The following is a 21,790-nucleotide window of genomic DNA, read 5'->3' as shown; positions in this document are numbered from 1 at the left end:
ACCGCCGTGAGGAGATCGACGCGGTGGAGCTGGTGCCAGGCGACCTCGTATCGGTCGAGGCAGGTGACCGGGTGCCGGCCGACATACGCGTCCTGGAGGCCGAAGACCTCACCGTCGAGGAGGCTGCCCTCACCGGCGAGAGCGAGGCCGTCGTCAAGACGGTCGAGCCGGTGCCGCCGGACACGCCACTCGCCGACCGTCGCCCCAGCCGAGGCCGAGGTAGCGCCGCAGATGCGCGATGGGATTGCCCTCGGACCACTCGAAGTGCGCGTCGGGGCGGATGCCGGTGCCCACGCGGTGGTGCTACTGGCCGTCGCGGCGATCGCGCTCACAGTCCTCGCGATCCGGTGGCGGCGGCGAAACCACCCGGAACAGGGCGACCCACCGGTCGTACGGCCGGGCCGCCGGAGATGACGTGCGGGGGTGCCCGGCGCTCGCGCACCCCCGCATATCACGTCCGTGCCGGTCTCACCGCCGGCCGGTGACCAGGACGCCCCGCTCGGCGTGCCGTCCGGCCCGCTTACCGCGCCGGACGAGCATCGTGGCCACCACCGCGGCGGCGGCCAACCCGGCGAGCGCCCACAGCAGCGGGTTGCTGCGCAGGCCGGTGGGCGCCTGCTGGACGAGGACGAACACGCCCATGACCACGACGAACCAGCCGAACGCCTTGCGGAGGACGTCCTCCGGGATCCGGCCGACCAGCCGGCCGCCGAGCAGGCTGCCGGCGACTGCGGCAGCGGTGACGGCGGCGGCCAGTCCCCAGTTGATGCTGACGCTGGACAGGTAGCCGGCGAGCCCGGCGAAGGACTTCATCGCGATGACGACCAGCGAGGTGCCGACCGCGACCGGCATCGGCAGCCCACCGAGCAGCGCGAGGGCGGGGACGACGAGGAAGCCGCCGCCGGCGCCGACCAGCCCGGTGACCATGCCGACCACCACGCCCTCGAGGATGACCTTCAGCACCGGCAGTTCGTGCGGCACCGGCTTGACCTCGCCGCTGCGCCGGCCGCGGATCATCGCGACTGCGGTGGCGAGCATCATCAGCGCGAAGGCCGTCAGCAGGACGCTGGCCGGGACGAGCTCGGCCAGCCGGCCGCCGGCATAGGCGCCCGTCATCCCGGCGACGCCGAAGATCAGTCCGGTACGCCAGCGGACCCGGTGGGCGCGGGCGTGCGGGAGGACGGCGACCGCGCTGGTGGCGCCGACGACCAGCAGCGAGGTGGCGATGGCCTCCTTGGCCGGCAGGTCGGCGACGTAGACCAGCAGCGGGACGGCGAGGATCGAGCCGCCGCCGCCAAGCAGGCCGAGGCTGACGCCGATCAGTACCGCCCCGGCGACGGTCAGGACCAGGCCGGTCACGACCGGCCCGCCGTCGGTGTGCCGTCGCGCAGTTGCCCGACGATGGTGTCCAGGTCGCAGCTGGCGCCCCGGTTGTAGGGCAACTTGCCCAGCAGCATGCCCATGGCGCAGGTGTTGGTGACCGCGGCGAAAGTCAGGCCGGCGCCGATGAACCCGGCAACCCATTTGGCGCCGGGCACGGCGACCGAGGCGAGGACGCTGACCAGCACGATCGAGCCGGCGACGAGACGGACCTGCCGTTCGAGGTCCCAGCGCGGCTTGCCCTGGTTGACCGGGGCATTGGCCGCCTGCCAGGCGAGGATGCCGCCGTCGAGGACCTTCAGGTTCGGTAGGCCGGTCTGGGCGAGGGCCTGCTCGGCCTGGGTGGCGCGGGCGCCGGAGCGGCAGACCAGCACCACGTCCTCGTCCAGGTGGTTTCGCAATTCGGCGCGGTGCTCTTTGAGCATGTCTAGAGGCACGTTGTAGGAGCCGGGGATGTGCGCGGTCTCGAACTCCGCCGCAGTGCGAACGTCCAGCACCCGGGGTGCACGGCCGGAGTCGATCAGCTCGCACAGGACCGCCGCGTCGAGGGTGGCGGGAGTCGTCGGGGAAGTGCTCATGTCTCTCCTCGTTCAGGTGGGGTCGCACGGAAACGGGCAACACGGTGTGCCGGCCGGCCAGGTCACGGCCCGTCGCGTACGTCGGAAGGGAAGCCGTCCCTGGGGTGGCCCCGGGGACGGCGGGTCGTCAGACGGTGGGGGCCATGGTCACGTCGGACTGCTCGGCCTGCCCGAACATGTCGTCGATGGCCACGACCTCACGCCCGGCGTTGGCCAGCAGCGACGCGGCGGCTGCGGCGCGGTAGCCGGAGCCGCAGTGCACCCAGACGGTGCCTGCCGGTACGTCGGCCAGCCGCTGGGGCAGATCAGGCAGCGGGATATGCACGGCGCCGTCGATGTGGCCGGCGCGCCACTCGTTGGTCATCCGCACGTCCAGGATGACCTGCGGGGCGGGCAGCCCGGCGGGGGTGTTCCCAGCTTGGGCGGCGGCCAGCGCCGGGAAGTCAGCGACGGTCAGCTCGCGCAGGTCAGCGTGGTCGGTCGCCCACTGGTCGGGTGTTCCGGTGGCCCGGGCGGCGGGCCGGTCGATGCCGATGCGGACGAGTTCCCGCTGGGCGTCGGCGACCTGCTGCGGGGTCTCGGCGAGCAGGGTGATCGGGGCACCCCAGTCGATCAGCCATCCGAGCCAGGTCGACATCGGCCCGTCCAGTCCGAGGCTGACCGTGCCGGCGAGGTGCGAGGCGGCGTACGCCTTGCGGTGTCGCAGGTCGACTACCCACTCCCCCGCGGCGATGCGGTTCCGCAGCTGTCCGGCGTCGGCGCGCGCCACCGGGCTCAGGTCGACCGGCGCCGGGCCGGCGGCGTTGGCGACTCCCATGTGGGCGTAGTACGCCGGGTAGGCGTCGAGGCCGGCGAGGGTCTCGGTGACGAAGTCGTCCGCGGCGAGGCGGAGCACCGGGTTGGCCTGCTTCTCCCGGCCGATGGTCGAGTCGGGGGCGTCGGCCTGGCTGGCCGAGCAGAAGCTGCCGAAGCCGTGGGTGGGCCAGACCTGTGCGCCGTCGGGCAGCAGGTCGGCCAGCCGGCGGGCCGAGGCGTGCTGGTGGTGGGCCAGCTCGTGGGCGTGCTGCTGGCCGAGCAGGTCGGTACGCCCGGTGGTGCCGAACAGCAGCGACCCGCCGGTGAACACTCCCACCGGGGACCAGCCGCCGTCGCTGGCCTCGTCGACGACGTAGGACAGGTGGTGGAAGGTGTGTCCGGGCGTGGCGACCACCCGGATCCGCAGGTCTTCCGACACAACGACCCCGTCACCGTCGGCCACCGGCATCCGGTCGAAGCCCACCTCGTCGTCGGCGGAGACCAGGTACTCGGCGCCGGTCAGTCGGGCCAGTTGCAGCCCGCCGGAGACGTAATCGTTGTGGATGTGCGTCTCCACCACATGTGTGACGCGCACCCCGAGTTCGCCGGCCAGGGCCAGCACCCGGTCGACGTCACGCTGTGGATCGACCACCACGGCTACCTGGCCGTCGGTGGCCAGGTAGCTGCGGTCACCCAACGACGACGTCGCGATGACGGACACCTGCACTGCCATTTGCTCACTCCTTCTCCGAAAACCCACATACCCGGGGGGGTATGCAAGGAACAGCGTTTACCCTTGGTCGAATTCGACACGCGCCTACCCGCCCACGCCACGGACACGCAGCGTGGGCTTACGCTTCTTCAGCCTTGGTGGGTCACGCCAGGGCCAGGAACAGCTTCTCCAGTTCCTCCTCGGTCATCTCGGGCTGCTCGCCGCGATCGCGCGCGTCTGCGCAGTGCCGCATGCCGGACGCGATGATCTTGTAGCCGGCCCGGTCGATCGCCTTCGACACGGCGGCGAGCTGCGTCAGCGCCTCCCGGCAGTCCCGACCTTCCTCCATCATCTCGATCACCGCGTTCAGCTGCCCACGGGCCCGCTTGAGCCGGGTCAGTGCCTCGCCGGTCATCTCGGGTCGAAGTTTCATCTCGCCACCTCCTGTTTCACGACCATACCCCCCCGGGTATCAACCTGCCACCTGCCGTACCGCATCGGCCGATCGCCCACGTCGCCCACACTCTGCCGGGGTCACTCACGTGACCAGGTGATCGCCCCTTGGAGAAGGCAAACGTTTGGCCGCGAGGTGGACCGAGGCGGACGTATGGTTGCTGCCGGGGGCAGAGCCAGCGTTGCACGGGGGTAGGTGCGGTGGGCGAGCCACGCGAGGCGTTCGTCGAGTTGCAGGAACGCCTGCGCAGGCCGGGAACACGGATGCTGGATCGGCTTCGGCAGGCGCAGGCGGAGGACGGTCGCGTCGACGCCGAGGACCTGGAGCGGGCCGCCGGCGAGTTCGGCTGGCCTGTGGCGGCCGTGACGGGGGCGGCGTCCTACTACGCCGACTTTGCCGAGGGGCGCCGTGGCCGGCGTCATGTCCGGGTTTGCGAGGGAACCTCGTGTTTCGTCAGCACTCAGGGTCAGCACATCCCAGGTCTCGAGCGGGCGCTCGGCGTTCGTCTGGGTGAATGCGCCCCGGACGGGTCGGTGTCGCTGCAGGGCGTGCGGTGTCTCGGGTACTGCTACGACTCGCCGGCTGTTCTCGACGGGGAGCAACCGGGCAGTGGTGAGCAGCTCGGCGGGCTGTTCGGCGATCCGCGCGCCGCCGAGCGGCGGACGAGGCCCGGCTGGGTCGAGCCGTTGAAGATGCGGACCGCGCAGATACCGCACGCAAGCGCGGTGGATCGTCCGGTGGTGCTGGCCGGGTTGGTCGGCGACGAGGGCCCTTGGGAGGTGTGGCCGGGCGTCGTGGCTTCCGGTTCACCCGATCAGGTGATGGCTGAGGTTGCCGCGTCGGGTCTGCGTGGGCGGGGTGGGGCCGGGTTCCCGGTGGCGAAGAAGTGGTCCGCGACCGCTCAGGAACCCGGGCCGAGGTATGTGGTGGCCAACGGCGACGAGGGGGATCCGGGCTCGTTCTGCGATCGGCTGCTGATGGAGGGCGATCCGCACCGGATCCTGGAGGGCCTGGCCTTGGCGGCCTTCGCGGTGGGAGCGCGGCATGGTCTGATCCTCATCCGGTCGGAGTACCCGACGGCCGCCGAGAGGTTGCGCGCCGCAGTGTCCGAGGCGCGGGAGAGCGGCCACCTGGGCAAGCGGGTACACGGCTCGGATTTCGACTTTGACGTGGAAGTCGTGCGGGGCGCCGGCTCGTACGTCGCCGGGGAGGAGACGGCGTTGCTGCACGCCGTGGCCGGCCTGCGGGCCGATGTGCGGGCCCGCCCCCCTTACCCCACCAGCCACGGATACCTAGGGCAGCCGACCGCCGTGAACAACGTGGAGACGCTGTCGGCCGTGCCCTGGATCGTCCGGCACGGTGGGGCCGGGTACGCCCGCCTCGGTCATCCGGACGAGCCGGGCACCAAGCTGGTCTGCCTGAGCCAGCGCTTCCGCCGGCCTGGCGTGTACGAGGTCGAGTACGGCGTGCCGCTGCGCCATCTGGTCGAGGATCTCGGTGGCGGGCTGCGCGAGCCGCACACGCTGCGGGCGGTGCAGGTCGGCGGACCGCTCGGCGGGTTCCTCACCCCGGATCAGCTGGATCTTCCGCTGCTGTCCCGGCCGCTGGCGGAGGCTGGTGTCGCGTTGGGACACGGCAGTCTCGTCGCGGTCGACTCGGCGCTGCCGGCCGCCGCGATCCTGCGGCACGCGTGGGCGTTCGGGGCCGCGGAGAGCTGCGGGGCCTGTACGCCCTGCCGGGTGGGCGCCCGCCGTGGCGTCGAACTCGCCGAGCGTATCGGGGAACCCGCCCAGGCTGAGGCGGCCCTGGCCGCCCACGAACCGCTGCTTGAGGTGCTGACCGTGGCGAGCCTGTGCGCCTTCGGACGCGGGGTGTCCTGTGCGGTGCGCAGTCTGCTGCGCATTTATTCGGACGAGCTGCGCCGGACGGGCGAGTAGATGCGGCTATCCGTCAACGACCTGACTGTCGAGGTAGCCGACGGGGCCAGCGTGCTGGACTCCGTCAAGGCGGCCGGGGCAGTAGTGCCGACCCTCTGCTACGACGAACGGCTCACCCCACAGGGGTCGTGCCGGGTCTGCCTGGTCGGTGTGAAAGGCCGGGCGATGCCGGCGTGCACGACACCCGCCACCGACGGCATGGTCGTGCACACCGACGACCCGGCCGCCCGCAGGTCGGCGCAGCTGTCGCTGGAACTGCTCGTCTCCCAACTGCCCGCCCGGGCGCTCGACGTTCCCGCCGACCGCAGCGAACTGGTCCGCGTCTGCCAACATTTCGGCGTGACCGGGAGCCGTTTCGACGGGGCCATCCGAACGCGGGGCATCGACCACTCCCACCCGTACGTGAAACTCGACCGGGATCTGTGTATTGCCTGCAATCGGTGCGTGCGGATGTGCGCGGAGGTGCAGGGCACCTTCGCGCTCTCCCTGACCGGGCGCGGGTTCGACACAGTGGTCGCGGCCGGCACGGGCGACGACTGGGTGTCTTCTCCCTGCGTCGCCTGCGGCGGCTGCGTCGACACCTGCCCGAGCGGTGCGTTGTCCGAGCCAGGGCTGCTCGACCCGCGCCCGGTCAGCCGGACGACCACCACCACCTGCGGATACTGCGGCGTGGGATGCAGCCTGCGGGTGCACGTACGCGACGACGAGGTGGCCGCCATCACCCCCGTGCACGGCGCTCCCGTCAACCGTGGCCACGCCTGTATCAAGGGTCGCTTCGCGCATGCCTTCACCCGGTCCCGCGACCGGCTGACCACACCGCTGATGCGTCGCGGCGGCCGGGACTCGCCGTTGGAGCCCGCGTCCTGGGCGGAGGCGCTCACCGTGGTGGCGACCCGGCTGGCCGAGATCCGGGACCGGCACGGGCCGGACGCGATCGGGATGATCTCGTCGGCGCGGGCGACGAACGAGGAGAACTATCTCGCTCAGAAGTTCGCCCGTGCCGTCCTCGGCACGAACAACGTCGACAACTGCTCCCGGCTCTGTCACGCCCCGTCGGCCGTCGGGCTGACCGCCTCGTTCGGTTACGCCGGTGGCACCAACTCCGTGGACGACCTCGACGGCACCGACTGCATCCTGATCGCCGGGGCGAACCCGACCGAAGCCCATCCGGTCATCGGGGCGCGGATCAAGCAGCTGGTACTGCGCGGAGCCCGGCTCGTCGTCATCGACCCGCGTCGCATCGACCTCGCCGAGATGGCCGACGTGCACGTGCAGGCCACACCCGGGTCGAACGTCGCCGTCTTCAACGGCATCGCCCGAGTACTGCTCGACGAGGGCTACGCCGACGAGGAGTTCCTCCGCCCGCGGGCCAGCGGGCTGGCTGAACTCACCGAGTTGCTCCGCGACTACCCGGTGGAGCAGGCCGCGCGCCTGGCCGGGGTCCAGCCCGAGACACTCACCATGGCAGCCCGCCTGTACGGGACCGCGCGACGCCCAGCGATCGTCTACGGGCTCGGCATCACCGAGCACGCCCACGGCACCGACGGAGTACGGACCCTAGCCAACCTAGCCATCCTAAAAGGCGCCGTCGGCACCCCCGGCTGCTGCGGCGTGCTATCAATGCGCGGGCAGAACAACGTCCAAGGGGCGTCGGACATGGGCGCCCTGCCGGACATGCTGCCCGGCTACCAGCACGTCACCGACCCGGACGTCCGTGCCCGCTTCGGCCAATCCTGGGGCGTGGACGTGCCCGACCGACCCGGGCTACGCATCCTCGAGATGTTCGAGGCGGCCATTGCCGGCCGGGTGCGAGCGATGTACGTCATCGGCGAGGACATCGCGCAGACCGACCCCGACAGCGGCAACGTGCGCAAGGCCCTCGCGGCCTGCGACCTGGTCGTCAGCCACGACCTGTTTCTCTCCCGCACGGCCCAGCTCGCCGACGTGGTGTTCCCGGCCGTGTCCTTCCTCGAAAAGGACGGAACATTCATCAACTTCGACCGGCGGGTGCAGCGGGTCCGCCCCGCACTGACGCCACCCGGACAGGCCAAGCCCGACTTCGACATCCTGCAACTGCTTGCCCGGACGATGGGCGCCGACCTCGGTTGCCCCACCCCGGCTGACGCTATGGCCGAGTGCGCCGCGCTGACTCCGACGTTCGCCGGCATCTCCCACGCCCGGCTAGACCGGGACGGGCCGCTGCACTGGCCGTGCCGCGCGGCGGACCAGCCCGGTGAGGGGCGCCTCTACCTCGACTCCTTCGCCACCCCAGACGGGCGTGCTGCCCTGGCCGCGCGACCGTACCTGCCGCCGGGCGAACAACCCGACGCCGCCTTCCCGTACGTCCTGATCACCGGCCGCCGGCTGGTGCACTACAACAGCGGCTCGATGAGCCGCCGCACCCCCAACATCGAGCTTCGCCCACGCGAGGTGCTCGACCTCCATCCCGACGACGCCGCCCGGCTCCGGCTCACCGACGGAGACCTCGTCGAGGCGAGCAGCCGCCGCGCAGCCGTGACCTTCTCCGTCCACCTGACCGACACGGTCGCCCCCGGCCAGATGTTCACCGCCTTCAACTTCCCCGAGACCCCCACGAACGCCCTCACGTCTGACGTCACGGACACGGTGACGGGATGCCCCGAATACAAGCTAACCGCAGTATCACTGCGTCCCGTCTGACCTCCCAGCCGGCCGGAGGCGGCACATTGAGCAGCGCCGCCGGTCGCACACCGGCAGGCGGTGCCGGCCCGGCCGCCCGGCGCCCATGGTGACAGGAGGCTCGCGTGCGGAAGAGCCCCAGCCAAGGGCAGGTGAAGACCCCGAGGCTGTGGTGGGACTGGGCGCTGCTGATCGCCGTCGCCGCGGCGGCCGCCGTCGCGGATGCGGGCGGCCAAACCCTGCTGGACGATGAAGAACGGCGCCCTGACGTTGACGGCGACGACCTTCGTCCACGGCGCCAGGACGCACCCCGCCGGGACCAGGCAGGCTCGCTGGCTGCCACCGCCGATAATCCGCTGGTCAGCCACTTCCCTTTCACTTCGGCCCCTAACCGCGACACCCACGTCTCAACGGCCCGCCCGGGATACGGACAACGAGCGATAACGCCGCCCCAAGGAGGTCGACCGTCGCTGCCATCGGCGAGGCCGGAGACCGAAACGCCCGCCCGTGGTCGGGTGGTACGGCAGCCTGAAACCATGGCACGGCAATCACCTCGGGATGCGCGTGGCAGTGCACTGCCTGCCGGGCACGACCCCCGACAGCCGGTCGAACAACACCTCCGCGACTTGAAGACAAGCCTCGATGGCCTCTCGACGGCGCAGGCGCACCAGCGCCCGGCAGAGTACGGGCCGAACGAGCTACGCCGGCAGGGCGGGACCCGCTGGTGGCGGGATCTTGTCCGGCAACTGATCCACCCGCTCGCCTGCTGCTGTGGCTCGCCGCCGTCCTGGCCTGGATCGCCGGCACACCCGTACTGGCAGCGGCGATCGTGGCCGTCATCCTCATCAACGCCGTGTTCGCCTTCGCCCAGGAACGCCACGCCGAACACGCCGTCGAGGCCTTGAACCAATACTCACCCCAGCAGGCCACCGTCCTGCGCGACCCGCGGCGGCAGCAGATCGACGCACGAGAGCTCGTACCCGGCGACGTCCTATTCATCGCCGAGGGCGACAGAATCTCTCGCTGCGCCCGGCCAGAGGCGCAGGCCTGTCGTAGCAGGCAGTGCCTCTTGATCTTGCGCGCCCGAAGGGGTTCGAACCCCTAACGCCATCGATCCGGGCCCAACCGACACCGGCTGGATGACCGCAGCGATCAAGGCATCCGTCCTACGGGCCACACCGCTCGGACGACTCGGGTGACAGACAGCAGCGGCGGAACGGTCACCGAGGAGGAAAGCCTCGCCGAAGAGAAGGGCGTGTTCGATCCAGATGCGGGAGACGGCGTTGAGCATGGAGCGACGCCGGTCCTCATCAGGCACGAGCCAGCCGGCGACGGCCGAGGTGTGCAGGGAGTCGGCGACGAGTTTGGCGATGTCGCCGCTGTCGCACCAGCGTGCGCGGATCGTGGGCGAAATACGTGGCATGGGGAATCTCCCGTGAATTAAGGGCGTCGGTTGCCCGCTGGGCGGCGCCGCCGTTCCACCAGGCGAGGTGTGCGGTCAGGTAAGCCAATCGGCACTGAACGGACGTGCTGGTGCGTGCCGTGTCGCGTCACAGATCAACGCGGCGAAGGACAAGTGCCACCCGGCTGCCCGGGAGCGCGCGGAACGCCCTCGGGTCACGGCACGGCGGCGCCACCATCGAGGTGCCCGAGGGCGATGATGGTGCCCGCCGTTCGCCAAAGGCGGATCAGCACCGCGGTGCCCGGAGCGGCGGCTGGTGGAGGTGGGTGCCCGCGACGGGCGCTGGCTCTCCCGCGGCCTGTTCGGGCCGTGACCGTTGGGTCAGCCGTCGCATTCGAGGCGACGGCGAGCTGACGCTCAGGCAGGTCTGGTAGGCGGCTGGGGCGATCGATCGGTGAACGTGTCGCACCGGGACGAAGCGCAGCTTCCGCCGGCCAGGTCCGGCGTCCACGGATGCGGGAAGATGTCGGCGGCGGTCGCCGTACTGCATCGAGGTCGTGAGGACCGCGCCACGGGCTCCTCGGATGAACGCCCACTGCGAACGAGTCATCGGAACCCTACGGCGCGAAGCGCTCGACCACTTGCTGATCTGGGACGAGACCCACGCCGGGCACGTCCTCGACGCCTACGCCCGCCACTACAACCGCCATCGCCCGCATCAGGCCCGAGGACAGCTCCCTCCCCTCGCCCAGGAGCACCCGGCGCCCGTGATCGACCTGACCGCTCACCGACTCCTATGAACCAGAACACTCGGCAGCGTCATCAACGAGTACAGATATGCGGCCTGACCAACAGCGACGAGTTTCCGAACGGGACACCATCCCACAACTGCGGCGATACGCCGCAGCCTTGGCCTTGAGAAGCAGGGCTAAGAAACACCTGTACCACTATGGCTAGTGCGGAATCTTTGAACCTTGAGGTCTTCAGGGTCTTGTCGTCCACCACTTATGGCCAGCCGGCACCGATCCCGGTCGGAGGTCGCCAGCAGGCCGGGGCCGGCCGACGCGGCCCGCTTTGCAGGCCGCCTTGACGAAGCGAAGAGAACACCTCGGCAGGGAACAGGTCTGGCCCGTGGCTTGACCGGCGGTCGAGCAGCGCCAGGCCAACTTCAACTTGGCTGATCTTGGTCCACGCAGACGGCGATGGAGCGGATTCGATCTTCGAATCAGCCTCTGACCTGCGTCGGGACGGCCGGATTCGAACCGACGGCCCTTTGTTACCAACAGTAACCGAACCACCCTTGTCGTTGCTTGCCGAAAGTGGTCGTTGAGCTGCGAAGACACGGCAAGGCGTGCATCGCCCCTTGTCACCCTTCGTCAACGATTTGGCGGGGTTTTCGGGCGGTAAACGGGGGGTGAGTTGTTGGTGCGATGTGTGCGTCCGCCAGCGAGTTGGTCGCCGGGCGACGCTGCCAGGCCAATTTCAATGGAGCTGCCCGCTTTCGGCCTGAAGCTTCGACAGGCCGTTGATCTGTGCGCAAGCTGCGGGGCATCGGGAGAGACCACCGGACGGCTTGGCTGCTAGCGTTCGCCGCCATGTGGACCGAGGAGATCGTGGCCGGGCGCCCGGCATGGCGGCACATCCCGTCGGGAGTCGTGTTTCGGAAGGTTCCGGGCGGCACGTTCCGGATGGGGCTGTCCGAGGCGGAGCTCGGCGCGGTACGGGCCATCGAGCGCAGCGGCGGTGTCGAGGACACCATCGACCCGTTCCTCGCGAGTGCCGGGGACGCACAGCCGGTACGCGATGTGCGGGTCGAGCCCTTCCTGCTCGCCCGGCACCCGCTGACCGTGGCGCAGGTCCAGCACTGGCTGCCGGAGTACGAAGACGACTACGCCGAGGCGGACACCGGCACGGCCCGACTCGAAGGCGACCTGGAGAACCTGCTCAAGCTGTTGCCGTTCCATCTGCCCAGCGAGGCGCAGTGGGAATACGCGGCCCGGGCCGGCACCGCCACGCTGACCTTCCACGGTGACGGGAAACCCGACGAGGACCAGCTCCTCGACGACTTCGGCGACGAGACGCGGACGGCCGCCAGCGAGAACGCGTTCGGGCTCTCGGCGATGGGCTCGGCGAACGAGCTCTGCGCGGACGTGTGGATCCCCGGGTTCGACGGCGCACCGTCAGACGCGCGACCACGGACGGGAGACGGACCCCGGACCGTACGCGGCGGAGCCGCCGACCTGTACCCGTGGCAGGGCTGTGACGAGTGGCTGCTGCTGCTGTCCGCCACCCGATACGAACACGCCGACTTCACGGCGGTACGCCCAGCCGCACCACTGCCACCTCAGTGAGGGTCGTCCAAGCGGATCGCATCTCGAACCGGCAAGCAGACCGACGGTAGCCGAACAGGGCTGCGGCGTCGCCCGTCGGCCTCACCGCCCGTAGGACCGCTTGGTCCCCAGCAGCACCGTAGCCCGGCCGACACCTACCCGTGCGGGCCTGCCTCGGCGAGACGCCGAGCCAGGACGTCACCGAGGCCGACATCGAGGCGCTAATCGACTGGCCGCTGACGGAGGGTCGGCAACGCCCCGCTCCGGGTCAACCGCACCGGCAGCGGCCAGGCCAAGCTGCTGTCCGGCACGGTTCCCGGGAACTGGCCCGGAAGGAACTCGCCGTTCGCCAAATTCACCCGTATCAGCGGACATGGCGTCCTCGCCACCACTTCAGCGGTGAGGCGATAGATAGTGCAGCTGCTCGGCTCATCGGCAGCGATCCTCAGTGGAAGCCTGCGTGAGACTCCGCCAGCGGAAGTGTCGGATCCCGGTGGTAAGAATGGCGGACAAGTCCAGCGATCCACGCTGACACCAGCCACCATGGAGTGCGGCAGTGAGAGACAGCTCGCAGGATCTGGCCAGCCTCATCTGGTCCACGGCCGACCTTCTGCGAGGCCCCTTCCGCGCGAGTGAGTATGGTTCGGTTCTCCTTCCCTTCACCGTGCTCCGCCGCCTTGAGTGCCGCAATCTGCTCGACGGCCAGAGCCTCGTCTTCCGGGCGCACGCCGGCACCGACCCACTTGAAGCCCTCCGCGCCATGCACGACCACGCCCCGGCGGAGCTAGCCGACCTGCTGGCCCGGCTCGACTTGCACGCCATCGCCTCGCAACTCGCCGAGGCCGGTCTCCTGACCCTGGTGATCGCTCGGTTCGCCGCGCTCAACCTCAGCGAGCAGGCCGTTTCCGATGCCGAGATGGGCTCGGTCTTCGACGCGCTGGTCCGCCGTTCCGCCGAGACCACGGCAGGCTTCGCCGGAGAGCACTTCACCCCGCCGGATGTGACCGCCCTGCTCGCCATGATGATCGTTGCGCCCGACGCCGCTCGACTGGCTCGCCGCACCGCTCCGATCCGCGTCTACGACCCGGTCTGCGGAGCTGGCGGCTCCCTCATGGCGCTCTGGGCCGCCGCCGGTCAGCTGAGCCCAGTAAAGTTGTTCGGCCAGGATCTCAACCACGCGTCGTCCGCGCTGACCTCTGCCACCCTGCTGATGCACGGGCTCGACCCCGGCGGCATCGCCCAGGGCGACACCCTCAGCAACGACGCCCATCCCGACGCCACCTTCGACTACATGGTTGCTGCCCCGCCCTTCGGCCTGGAGTGGAAGAAGGTCCAGGGGGAGGTCAAGAAGGAGGCCGCGCTCGGCGACGCCGGTCGCTTCGGCGCCGGCCTGCCGCCCATCAACGACTCCTCGCTACTCTTCCTCCAACACATGCTGGCCAAGATGCGCCCGCCGGAAGACGGCGGCAGCCGCCTCGCCGTCCACTTCAACAGCAGCCCCCTGTTCAAGGGGACACCTGGCAGCGGCGAGTCCGAGATCCGCCGTTGGATCCTCGATAACGACCTTCTCGAAACCGTGGTGGCCCTGCCTGAGCGGCTCCTCTACAACACACGCATCCCTACGTACATTTGGGTTTTGACCAATCGCAAGGAGCCCAGCCGCGCCGGCAACGTCATCTTGATGGACTGCCGCCGGCACTTCGCGGCGATGCGCCGCTCGATCGCCGACAAGAGCAGATATCTGACGACCGAGCAGATCTCCGAGATCACCGCAATCCGGCGGTCGGCCACCGCGACCGACACCAGCGCGCCCGACGTCGCCAAAGTCGTGCCGGTCGCCGACTTCCGCTACGAACGGGTCGTCGGTGACGTCACCCGCGTCGGCTACGAGATCCGCCCGTTCGCCTTCTTCTCCATCGCGCTCGGCGACGGCTTCGCGCCGCTCTCCTCGGTCGCCCAGGTCATGAAGCCCATCCATCCCGCCGGTACCGACGGGCCGCTGCTCACCGCCGAGAATCTCGACCGGCCCGACCTCTCCGCCGCTGATCTCGATACCGTCGTGACCAAATCGGCGCTCACCCCGTGCGCCGCCGGTGACGTCGTCGGCAGCCCCGGCGACTGGCACCTGCTGCCACCCGGGTTCGGCGAGGCCTTCACCCGTATGTCCGTACTCCGGCCGCTTCGCCGCACCGGCCGCGCGCTGTGCGAGTTCCTCAACGCCCCACATAACGCCGGGTACGACCACCGCCTCCACCCACTCACCGATCTGCCGGTGCCAGCAGAGATCCTCAACGACGAGACGTTCAGCGACCACCTTGAGGACCTCCGCCGGTCCCGCGCTGACCTCGCTCGGATCACCGCCGGCATCCTGCCCAACGTGTTCGAGGGGACCCGCGCAGACCTGGCCAAGACCCGGCGCGCGGTCAGCGTCTCGCTCGCCGAGGCGGCCCTCACCACGGAGCTGCTGCAACCGCTGGAGGATCCGTTCTGGCGCGCCGAGTTTGCGTACCCGTTCCCCATCGCCGCCCTGGCTCGCCACTATCGGATCGCCGCCTCACCCGCCCAGAGCAAGGAAGCGCTGCTCAAGTTGGGCGAGTCGGTCGCCCGTACGATCGGTGGTCTTGCTCTTGCCGTGCTGGTCGGCCGCAACGACAACCGGATGTCGGCCGAGCTGCGCCGCAAGTTCGAGCGCAGCGCCACCTGGGGCACCTGGAACTGGATGATCAAGGACTTGCGCACGGCCGGTTCGGTGCCCGAGCTCCCCGAACTCGACAGCATCCTCGACGAGAACGGCACCCACACCCTGCTCACCCAGGCCCTCAAGTTCCGCAACGACTCGGGGCATTCCTTCGGTGTCCAGCCGGCGCACGAGTTGGAGGAGGAGATCGCCCAGATCGAGCCGGTCGTCCAGCTCATCCTCGAGTCCGCCAGCTGGCTCGCCCAACTTCAGTACGACCTGGTCGACCGCTGCGAGTACACCGGCACCGGCTTTCGCCTGATCGGCCGGCGGCTGCGCGGCAGCCACCCCGACTGGGAGCCGTTCGATCGCCTGGTCTCCGGCCCGGTCACCCCGCACCGCGTCTACGTCAACGGCCCCTCCAACGCAGCGGCGATCGAACTGTGGCCGACCGCTGGCGCCGAACTGTGCCCGAAGTGCCGCCAGTGGGAGTTCTTCGTCATCAATGAGGTCCACCGGTACACCGCCACCCTGCGCAGCGGCCGCGACCACGAGATCGACCGCCAGCTGACCTGAACAGCGGCAGTCTGGGGTCGCACGGACCCGGTGCGCGAGCAGCGACAGAACGCTCGGCTACCGCCGTTCCTCGACGTCGGCCACCCCCTGGGCGAACGCCGCATCCTGGCACTCGGCGAATCCCGGCGTCCCGCCACCCTCCCACCGGACGAACGCCGACGGCAGGCCGGGGGCGGCTGTGTGCAGCCGGAACTGAGCCTCCGTCAGTACACTCCGGCCCGAGATCCTGTTAACCCCTTACGACATCGCCTCTATGCGCGCGTCTAGGACAAGCTGGGAGCGTTGGATGCAACCCGATGAGGCCCGCGTGCGTTCCTGGCTGCAATCTGCTGTTGAGGACGCCTACGAGGGTGAACGTCAGCTATTTCAGGAGCGGGCCCACGAGCGGTCGGTCGTCTTCCACATCGCCCGGCGCCTGGCCACCCGCGTCGAGGCATGGGCGTGCGATGCGAACTCGGCGGGGTGGTCGGTGGACGTCGAGTACGACAGATGGCATCCCGGGGATGTCGAGTGGCTGAAGAAGCGGCTCCGCGGACTCGATGGGCATGACGAGAATGACGTCTATCCCGACCTGATCCTTCACCGCCGATCGGGCTCATCGGCTGAACACAACCTGCTTGTGGTCGAGGTCAAAAAGGACGGTGCGCGCGGTCGCGAACATGACTTGGAGAAACTACGCGGTTTTGTGGCACCCCCATTCTCCTACCGGCTGGCCGCATTTATCACGCTGTCCGCGGACGGTGGAGAGCCGCTGTGGCACTGGATAGCGGACTGATCAGGCGAGTCGATGGAGTACGGGCCCCGTCTACCCAACTTCCGCGCTGGCCAATCAAACCGGGGCGGTACCGCCTGCGATGAACATGCGAGACTCCTGGAGCGCAACGGATTCGGGGAGGGGCGGCTCGTGGTTGATGACGCGCCGACGCCGGTCCATCTGTCGAAGGTACTGGACGGCCTTGCCGAGAACCCGGCGCTGCCGGCCGGCTTGGTCCGCCGGTTGGTGCGCTACCGACGCGGCTTCGGTCACGTCGCCACACGGCCCGACCTGACCCTGGACCTGATCGAGGAGATCCTTGCCTCGGGTCATCACTGGCTGCTGCACTCGCTCGCACTCAATCCTCAATTGCCGAACGCCGTCCGGATGCGATTGGCCGCCCACGCAGATCCCGCCGTCCGGGCTGCCCTGGCCGCTCACGCCCATGACACACCCCGCGAGCTATACGAGCGACTCATTGATGATCCGGACACACGGGTGCGGGAGTACCTCGCCGAACACGACGACGTACCGGCCGATCTGCTCGCCCGCCTCGCCAGGGACCCTGACCCGAAGGTACGGGCCACGCTCGCACGGTGGTGGACGCAGGCACCCGAGGCGGTCCGGCGGGTCCTACTCGCCGACCCCGTCGACGAGGTTCGCGTGGCTGCCTGCTCGACCTACTACGCGCGACGGCCGCATCCAGTGCCGCCCCCCGACCTCGTGACGGGACTGCTCGCCGACCCGGTTACCCGCACCGGAGCCGTACGCCACGCGCTCCTGACCCCGGAACTGGCCGCACGGCTGGCCGATGACCCCGACTACCAGGTTCGCCGGCAGGTCGCCGAACACCCGCGGCTCCCCCCAGCGGTGCGGGATCTACTTGCCGGAGATCCCAGCGCGAACGTGCGCGTGGGAGTCTTCGGTCGCCGGGACACGCCCGAGCCGACGCGCCACCGCATCTATGAAGACATCCAGCAGGGCGAGCGCCCACTGACCGACCTACTCAACGACGAACTCGACGACGACCCACTGCTGCAACAGGTCGAAGACCAAATGGCCGTCAGCGAGCTGCGGAACCTGCGCCTCGACTGGGTCACCGCCAACCCGCTGCCGTACCTGTTCTCGCCGTACATCTGCTTCCGTCGCTCCGCGGCACGCAGCCGGGCGCTGCCAGCCGAAGCCGTCATCCGGTTACTCAACGACGACGACAATGGCGTACGTACGACCATGGCCACACACGCCCCACACCTGGTTGATCCAGCCACAGCCGAACGCATCGACCGTGAGTTCGGGCCGGACAAGAAGACGAACTGTCGGCCGGCCGATGAGTTCACCTTCCCGCCACAGACCCTGCGCCGGCTGGCCACCGATCCGGATCCACGGATGCGATGCCTGGCACCCCGAGATCTGGACCTGCCCGTCGAGCTGGCCGAGCGTCTGGCCACCGACACCGAGAGCGTGGTTCGCCACGCAGTCGCCGGGCATCCGAACCTACCGGTCCACGTGCGTCGCGCCCTACTCGCGGATCCGCACGATCAGGTAGCGCACGCGGCCGCTGCGGCACCGGCACTGCCGGTATCCGAAATGGATCGGCTACTCACCCTCGCAGGCGTCTGACCGGACAGCTCGGCGGACCGAGGCGATTTGAACCCACGAGAACCTCTGTCGAGCCTCGTTCAAGGCTTGTCATTGCTTGTCAAAACCCCTTGTTACCATCCGTAATCAAATCGAGCTTGTCATTGATTGCCAGAAATAGGCGTTGAGCTGCACAGACACGATCGAACACTGATCGCCTCTTGTCACTGATTGTCAACGGCAGACGGAGGTTTTCGGGGGGTAAACGGGGGCCGGCAGACATGACAGTGCTGGGTCACACCGCGCCCCGCTCCCCACCATCGGGACGTCCCGTCACCAAAAACAGCGTGCGCCTACCCGTCGCGACTCGCCTCGTCTCGCCCGGACAGTGTCGGCTACGTCCCGGCAGGGTCATTGCGTAGTCGGCGGCGGGGCTGTTGACCTGGGCGTATGTGGGTGATGGTGCGGGCTGTGCGGCCGTTTGGGGCGGGTGCGACCAACATCGGTGATCATGGAGTTGCTGAGACAACACGACTCCGAAGGGCCGCACCCGCTCATGTCATCATCGCCGATCGCCGCGATCGCGGGGCCCCGGCCCACCGGCACCACATCACCGACAGCCGTGACTGACTGTGAACGACAGGGGTTGCTGGCGGCCTTGGCCGTGGTTGCCGATCCCCGGGACCCGCGCGGGATCCGGTACCCCTTGGCGAGCATGCTCGCCACCGCCGTGTGCGCGGTGATGGCTGGCGCGTGCACCTTCGCCGCGATGGCCGACTGGGTCCGTGACCTGGACCCACCCGCGTGGGTCAAGCTCGGGTTCACCGGCAAACTGCCGGTCCCGTCGACGCTGTGGCGGCTGCTGACCAGGGTCGATGACACGGAATTGTCGGTGGTGGTGACCCGTTGGGTGCGGGCACGCACGGCGTCCGTGCCCGTGTCGGGACGCCGCTGGCGGCGGGTGATCGCGATCGACGGGAAAGTCCTGCGGGGCGCGAAGCTGCCCGACGGGCGGCAGGTGCACCTGTTGTCGGCGTTCGACACCAGCACCGGCACGGTGCTCGCCTACGTGCAGATCGCCGTGAAATCCAACGAGATACCGGCGTTCACGCCGCTGTTGGACCTGGTCGCGGCTCAGCTGGGCTCGCTGGAGGCAATCGTGTTCGTCGCGGACGCCCTGCACGCCCAGACCGCTCACGCCCGCGAAGTCGCCTCCCGTGGGGCATACCTGATGGTCGCGGTCAAGGCCAACCAGCCGACCGTGTTCGCCCAGCTCAAGAGCCTTCCCTGGGCGCAGGTGCCAGTCGGGGACCGCCGCACCGACACCGGCCACGGCCGCCGGGAGACCCGCACCGTCAAAGCGGTCACCGTGGCCACCCCCGGTGGCCTGGGGTTCCCACACGCCGAGCAGGCCGTACGAATCACCCGGACCCGCACCGTCAAAGGCAAGACGACCCGCGAGATGGCCTACCTGACCGTGTCGCTACCCGCCGAGGACGCCCAACCAGTCGACCTCGGCGCATGGGCGCGATCCGAGTGGCACATCGAAAACAGGCTCCACTGGGTCCTCGATGTCACGTTCCGTGAGGACGCCCATCAGGCCCGAACCGGCACCGGCCCGGCCGTCGCCTCGGTGTTACGCCACGCCGCGATCAACTACCACCGCAGCAACGGCGAGGCCAACATCGCCCGAGCCACCCGCCGCGCCAACCGACGCTCAAACGACCTCATCGACGCGGTGACCAGCAGCTATACAACTACGCAATGACCCTGGCACTGCTGACCGCCTGCGGCGATTGATCTCCAGGAGCAACTAGTGTGGGTGGCGGGATTACCGCCACCCACACGCTCGCTAGCCAATCCCACTAGGGTCAGGGCAGGTCACCGATGTTGCACAAGGGCCTCAAATTTGCGTACGTCTTGGCAATGATCGCCTCAGCGGTGATGGCCTTTATAGTTTTCAGGAACTTTGATGAAGACACGATGGCTGGACGCTCGTTCGCCATCTCGGTAGACGAGTCGCCGAGAGCTGCCGAGAGTGCGCGTGTCGCCGCAATGATCGAGGCATTCGCCGCCGATCGACAAATAAATGTCGGGCGTCAGTATTTTGACCCACGTGACCAAAGCCGAGGCCGCATCTACCTAGCGGTTGGGAGTCAGAACGCCGAGTCTACGCGATGGCTGATCCACGGCTACCCCGCTTTCAGCCGCGAGGCCAAGGTTGACCTAAAGCCTTACCGTGAAATCATGAGCGCCGGCCCGAATGGCCAGTATTATGTGTATGGCTCGGAGCGGGACGCGGCGGATCTGTTGGCCGAGTTCAACTCGCTAGGCTATGAGGGCCGAGTTGAGCCGTTGTTCTCCCGTAACACACTTGAGTATTTCGGTCACGGGCCAGTGATTCTTTGCTTCATCCTGGTAAGTCTCATTGTGATCTTGACTGTTGCAACCGCTGTCGTCCTCAACGCAAAGTCGTATGGCGTGCAACGCCTTCAAGGTCAGCCGTTCTACACGATCCTAGGGCGAGACCTGAGACAACTCGCGGCTTTTGGCGCGATAGCTGCCCTCGTTGTTACCGCCGGGACCATGGTATGCCTGTACGCGTACAACGGGCTAAACCAGATCAGCACCTATGCTCTCATCGCCGCGTCGTTCATGGCCTTCTACTTGCTGCCAGCTCTGGGCACCCACGTCGTTACTCTCGCATTTGCCCACCGAGCTCTCATACAGGATGCAATCAAGGGCGAGTTGACCGCAGGCTGGGCAATCACCGGCGGATACATACTGCGAATCGCGAGCGTAGCCCTGATTTTGTCCGTCGCGGCCGCCACCATTGGGACCGGGTTGGCGCTCTCCGAACATCGGGCCAGAAGTGACGTGTGGGCCAAGATGGGCGACGCCTATTTCTTGCGCCTGAGCGGCGCGCCCCTCAACAGGGAACAAGAAATCGCCATCGAACACGGCATCGGTCGGTGGATTCGCGAGGCTGACTCCCGAAACGAAGTCTCGCTTGCCTGGCACTTTCCCGCGGAACAATCGAAAATCTCGGGCCCCGCTAGGCGAGACACCATTGTGGTCAACAACAAGTATTTGCTGAAGCACGAAATTCTTGACTCGACGGGGTCAAGGGTGATGCCCGATAGCGGAGACACTATACGGATACTGGTGCCGCAGCGGCTCGCGACCGAATCGCCGGACATTGCGATCGCGGTCAGCAATTGGGCGGCTTCCATGCGAACCAGCAAAACCGCCGGTGAGACACCCTCGGTCAAAGTAGATCTCCTTAGGGACGAACAGTCGCTGCTACCGTACGCCAGGTCTTCTGGCGAACACGACACGCTAATCACAGACCCGATTTTGGTCGTAGTGACTGGCGCCTCTTCAGGGGTTATCGCCGACAGCGAGTACATGAGCGCGGCCAGCCGAGGCGAGGTCTTAGTCGAGGATCCGGACAAGGCGGTTAGGGATCTCACCGACGAGGGCATTGGTCCGTACGTGCTGGGATTCAGTCCCTTTGCCGAGGATGCTGCTGATAAGTACCGGGACGTCAAGCGCGAGTTCGGCCTTCAAGTTTCCAACCTTGTCGCCGCAATCGCAGTCCTACTCGGCACGGCGATGGCGGTATCCATCGCTTACTGTCGACGCCAGGCCCAAACGCTGTTCGTGAAATACATCGCCGGATGGTCATTTCTGCGAACTCACACATGGATTCTCGTCGGCGAGAGCGCCCTGGCACTGGTACTGGTGCTCTGGACTTGGCACCGAACGCTCGTCGTCAAGGAGATGTACGAGCAGCCGGGAGCGCCTCCGCCCCCTCCCGACGTGCAGATCCTGGGAAGCTGGGAGACGGTTCTATCCATTGCCGTGGCGTCCCTGAGCCTGGCACTTATTGTGGTGAGCCTGCTCAGAGCTAATGCCAAGTTTGTCAAAGCCCACATGGCGACCCTTTCGTAGGAGTG

General features: G+C 68.2%; 17 protein-coding genes. 12 read left to right on the top strand and 5 right to left on the bottom strand.

Going from position 1 to position 21,790, the window contains the following annotated elements; all coding sequences use genetic code 11:
- Positions 1 to 14 precede the first annotated feature (14 nt).
- Complete coding sequence (locus DLJ59_RS38260) at positions 15 to 485, top strand: P-type ATPase actuator domain-containing protein (protein ID WP_425271412.1); 471 nt, start codon at positions 15 to 17, stop codon at positions 483 to 485.
- Here the strand turns inward: DLJ59_RS38260 and DLJ59_RS11150 are convergent.
- The 4 genes from DLJ59_RS11150 to DLJ59_RS11135 all read right to left on the bottom strand — a co-directional run bounded on the left by DLJ59_RS11150 (position 469) and on the right by DLJ59_RS11135 (position 3,898).
- Entirely contained in the window at positions 469 to 1,359 is an 891-nt protein-coding gene (locus DLJ59_RS11150) for a sulfite exporter TauE/SafE family protein (protein WP_167493842.1), read from the bottom strand. The genes DLJ59_RS38260 and DLJ59_RS11150 overlap by 17 nt on opposite strands.
- Positions 1,356 to 1,958, bottom strand: coding sequence for a rhodanese-like domain-containing protein (locus DLJ59_RS37340; protein WP_167493841.1), 603 nt, complete (start codon positions 1,956 to 1,958; stop codon positions 1,356 to 1,358). Before DLJ59_RS37340 ends, DLJ59_RS11150 begins: the two co-directional genes overlap by 4 nt.
- A gap of 127 nt (positions 1,959 to 2,085) precedes the next feature.
- The gene (locus tag DLJ59_RS11140) at positions 2,086 to 3,486 is read right to left on the bottom strand and encodes an MBL fold metallo-hydrolase (protein ID WP_124772423.1); all 1,401 of its coding nucleotides are present in this window, start codon (positions 3,484 to 3,486) and stop codon (positions 2,086 to 2,088) included.
- A gap of 142 nt (positions 3,487 to 3,628) precedes the next feature.
- On the bottom strand, positions 3,629 to 3,898 hold the full coding sequence (locus tag DLJ59_RS11135; RefSeq protein WP_124772422.1) for a metal-sensitive transcriptional regulator: 270 nt from the start codon (positions 3,896 to 3,898) through the stop codon (positions 3,629 to 3,631).
- A 221-nt stretch (positions 3,899 to 4,119) separates the two neighbouring features.
- Between DLJ59_RS11135 and DLJ59_RS11130 the strand changes: the two genes are divergently transcribed.
- From DLJ59_RS11130 to DLJ59_RS38390, 4 genes are all read left to right on the top strand, one after another.
- Positions 4,120 to 5,856, top strand: coding sequence for an NAD(P)H-dependent oxidoreductase subunit E (locus tag DLJ59_RS11130; protein WP_208648631.1), 1,737 nt, complete (start codon positions 4,120 to 4,122; stop codon positions 5,854 to 5,856).
- A complete protein-coding gene (fdhF, locus tag DLJ59_RS11125) occupies positions 5,857 to 8,535 on the top strand; it encodes a formate dehydrogenase subunit alpha (RefSeq protein ID WP_124772421.1) in 2,679 nt (892 codons plus the stop codon).
- Between the two features lie 515 nt (positions 8,536 to 9,050).
- Positions 9,051 to 9,419 (top strand): cation-transporting P-type ATPase, encoded by a 369-nt coding sequence (locus DLJ59_RS37335; RefSeq protein ID WP_244235961.1) that lies wholly within the window; start codon positions 9,051 to 9,053, stop codon positions 9,417 to 9,419.
- Positions 9,344 to 9,619 carry a P-type ATPase actuator domain-containing protein gene (locus DLJ59_RS38390; RefSeq protein ID WP_482805357.1) on the top strand — a complete coding sequence of 92 codons (276 nt, stop codon included), beginning with the start codon at positions 9,344 to 9,346 and terminating at the stop codon, positions 9,617 to 9,619. Before DLJ59_RS37335 ends, DLJ59_RS38390 begins: the two co-directional genes overlap by 76 nt.
- Here DLJ59_RS38390 and DLJ59_RS36900 read toward each other — a convergent pair.
- Positions 9,506 to 9,937 carry a hypothetical protein gene (locus DLJ59_RS36900; protein WP_208648629.1) on the bottom strand — a complete coding sequence of 144 codons (432 nt, stop codon included), beginning with the start codon at positions 9,935 to 9,937 and terminating at the stop codon, positions 9,506 to 9,508. The two genes, DLJ59_RS38390 and DLJ59_RS36900, sit on opposite strands and share 114 nt — an antisense overlap.
- Before the next feature lie 536 nt (positions 9,938 to 10,473).
- On the opposite strand from DLJ59_RS36900, the gene DLJ59_RS11105 reads away from it, so the two are divergent.
- The 7 genes from DLJ59_RS11105 to DLJ59_RS11075 all read left to right on the top strand — a co-directional run bounded on the left by DLJ59_RS11105 (position 10,474) and on the right by DLJ59_RS11075 (position 21,785).
- Complete coding sequence (locus DLJ59_RS11105) at positions 10,474 to 10,716, top strand: integrase core domain-containing protein (RefSeq protein ID WP_279635741.1); 243 nt, start codon at positions 10,474 to 10,476, stop codon at positions 10,714 to 10,716.
- Between the two features lie 795 nt (positions 10,717 to 11,511).
- A complete protein-coding gene (locus tag DLJ59_RS11100; protein WP_124772420.1) occupies positions 11,512 to 12,267 on the top strand; it encodes a formylglycine-generating enzyme family protein in 756 nt (251 codons plus the stop codon).
- A gap of 535 nt (positions 12,268 to 12,802) precedes the next feature.
- Complete coding sequence (locus tag DLJ59_RS11095; protein WP_124772419.1) at positions 12,803 to 15,499, top strand: N-6 DNA methylase; 2,697 nt, start codon at positions 12,803 to 12,805, stop codon at positions 15,497 to 15,499.
- Positions 15,500 to 15,785: 286 nt separating this feature from the next.
- Positions 15,786 to 16,274, top strand: coding sequence for a hypothetical protein (locus DLJ59_RS11090; protein ID WP_124772418.1), 489 nt, complete (start codon positions 15,786 to 15,788; stop codon positions 16,272 to 16,274).
- Between the two features lie 129 nt (positions 16,275 to 16,403).
- Positions 16,404 to 17,873, top strand: a complete 1,470-nt coding sequence (locus DLJ59_RS11085) for a hypothetical protein (RefSeq protein ID WP_124772417.1) — start codon at positions 16,404 to 16,406, stop codon at positions 17,871 to 17,873.
- A 469-nt stretch (positions 17,874 to 18,342) separates the two neighbouring features.
- Positions 18,343 to 19,599, top strand: a complete 1,257-nt coding sequence (locus tag DLJ59_RS11080; RefSeq protein WP_482805356.1) for an ISAs1 family transposase — start codon at positions 18,343 to 18,345, stop codon at positions 19,597 to 19,599.
- Between the two features lie 119 nt (positions 19,600 to 19,718).
- A complete protein-coding gene (locus DLJ59_RS11075) occupies positions 19,719 to 21,785 on the top strand; it encodes a bacteriocin-associated integral membrane family protein (protein ID WP_124772416.1) in 2,067 nt (688 codons plus the stop codon).
- The last annotated feature ends 5 nt before the right edge of the window (positions 21,786 to 21,790 follow it).

The sequence above is a fragment of the Micromonospora inaquosa genome (assembly GCF_003857055.1).
Classification (GTDB): Bacteria; Actinomycetota; Actinomycetes; order Mycobacteriales; family Micromonosporaceae; genus Micromonospora; species Micromonospora inaquosa.
This window is presented reverse-complemented; position numbering and strand designations above follow the sequence as displayed.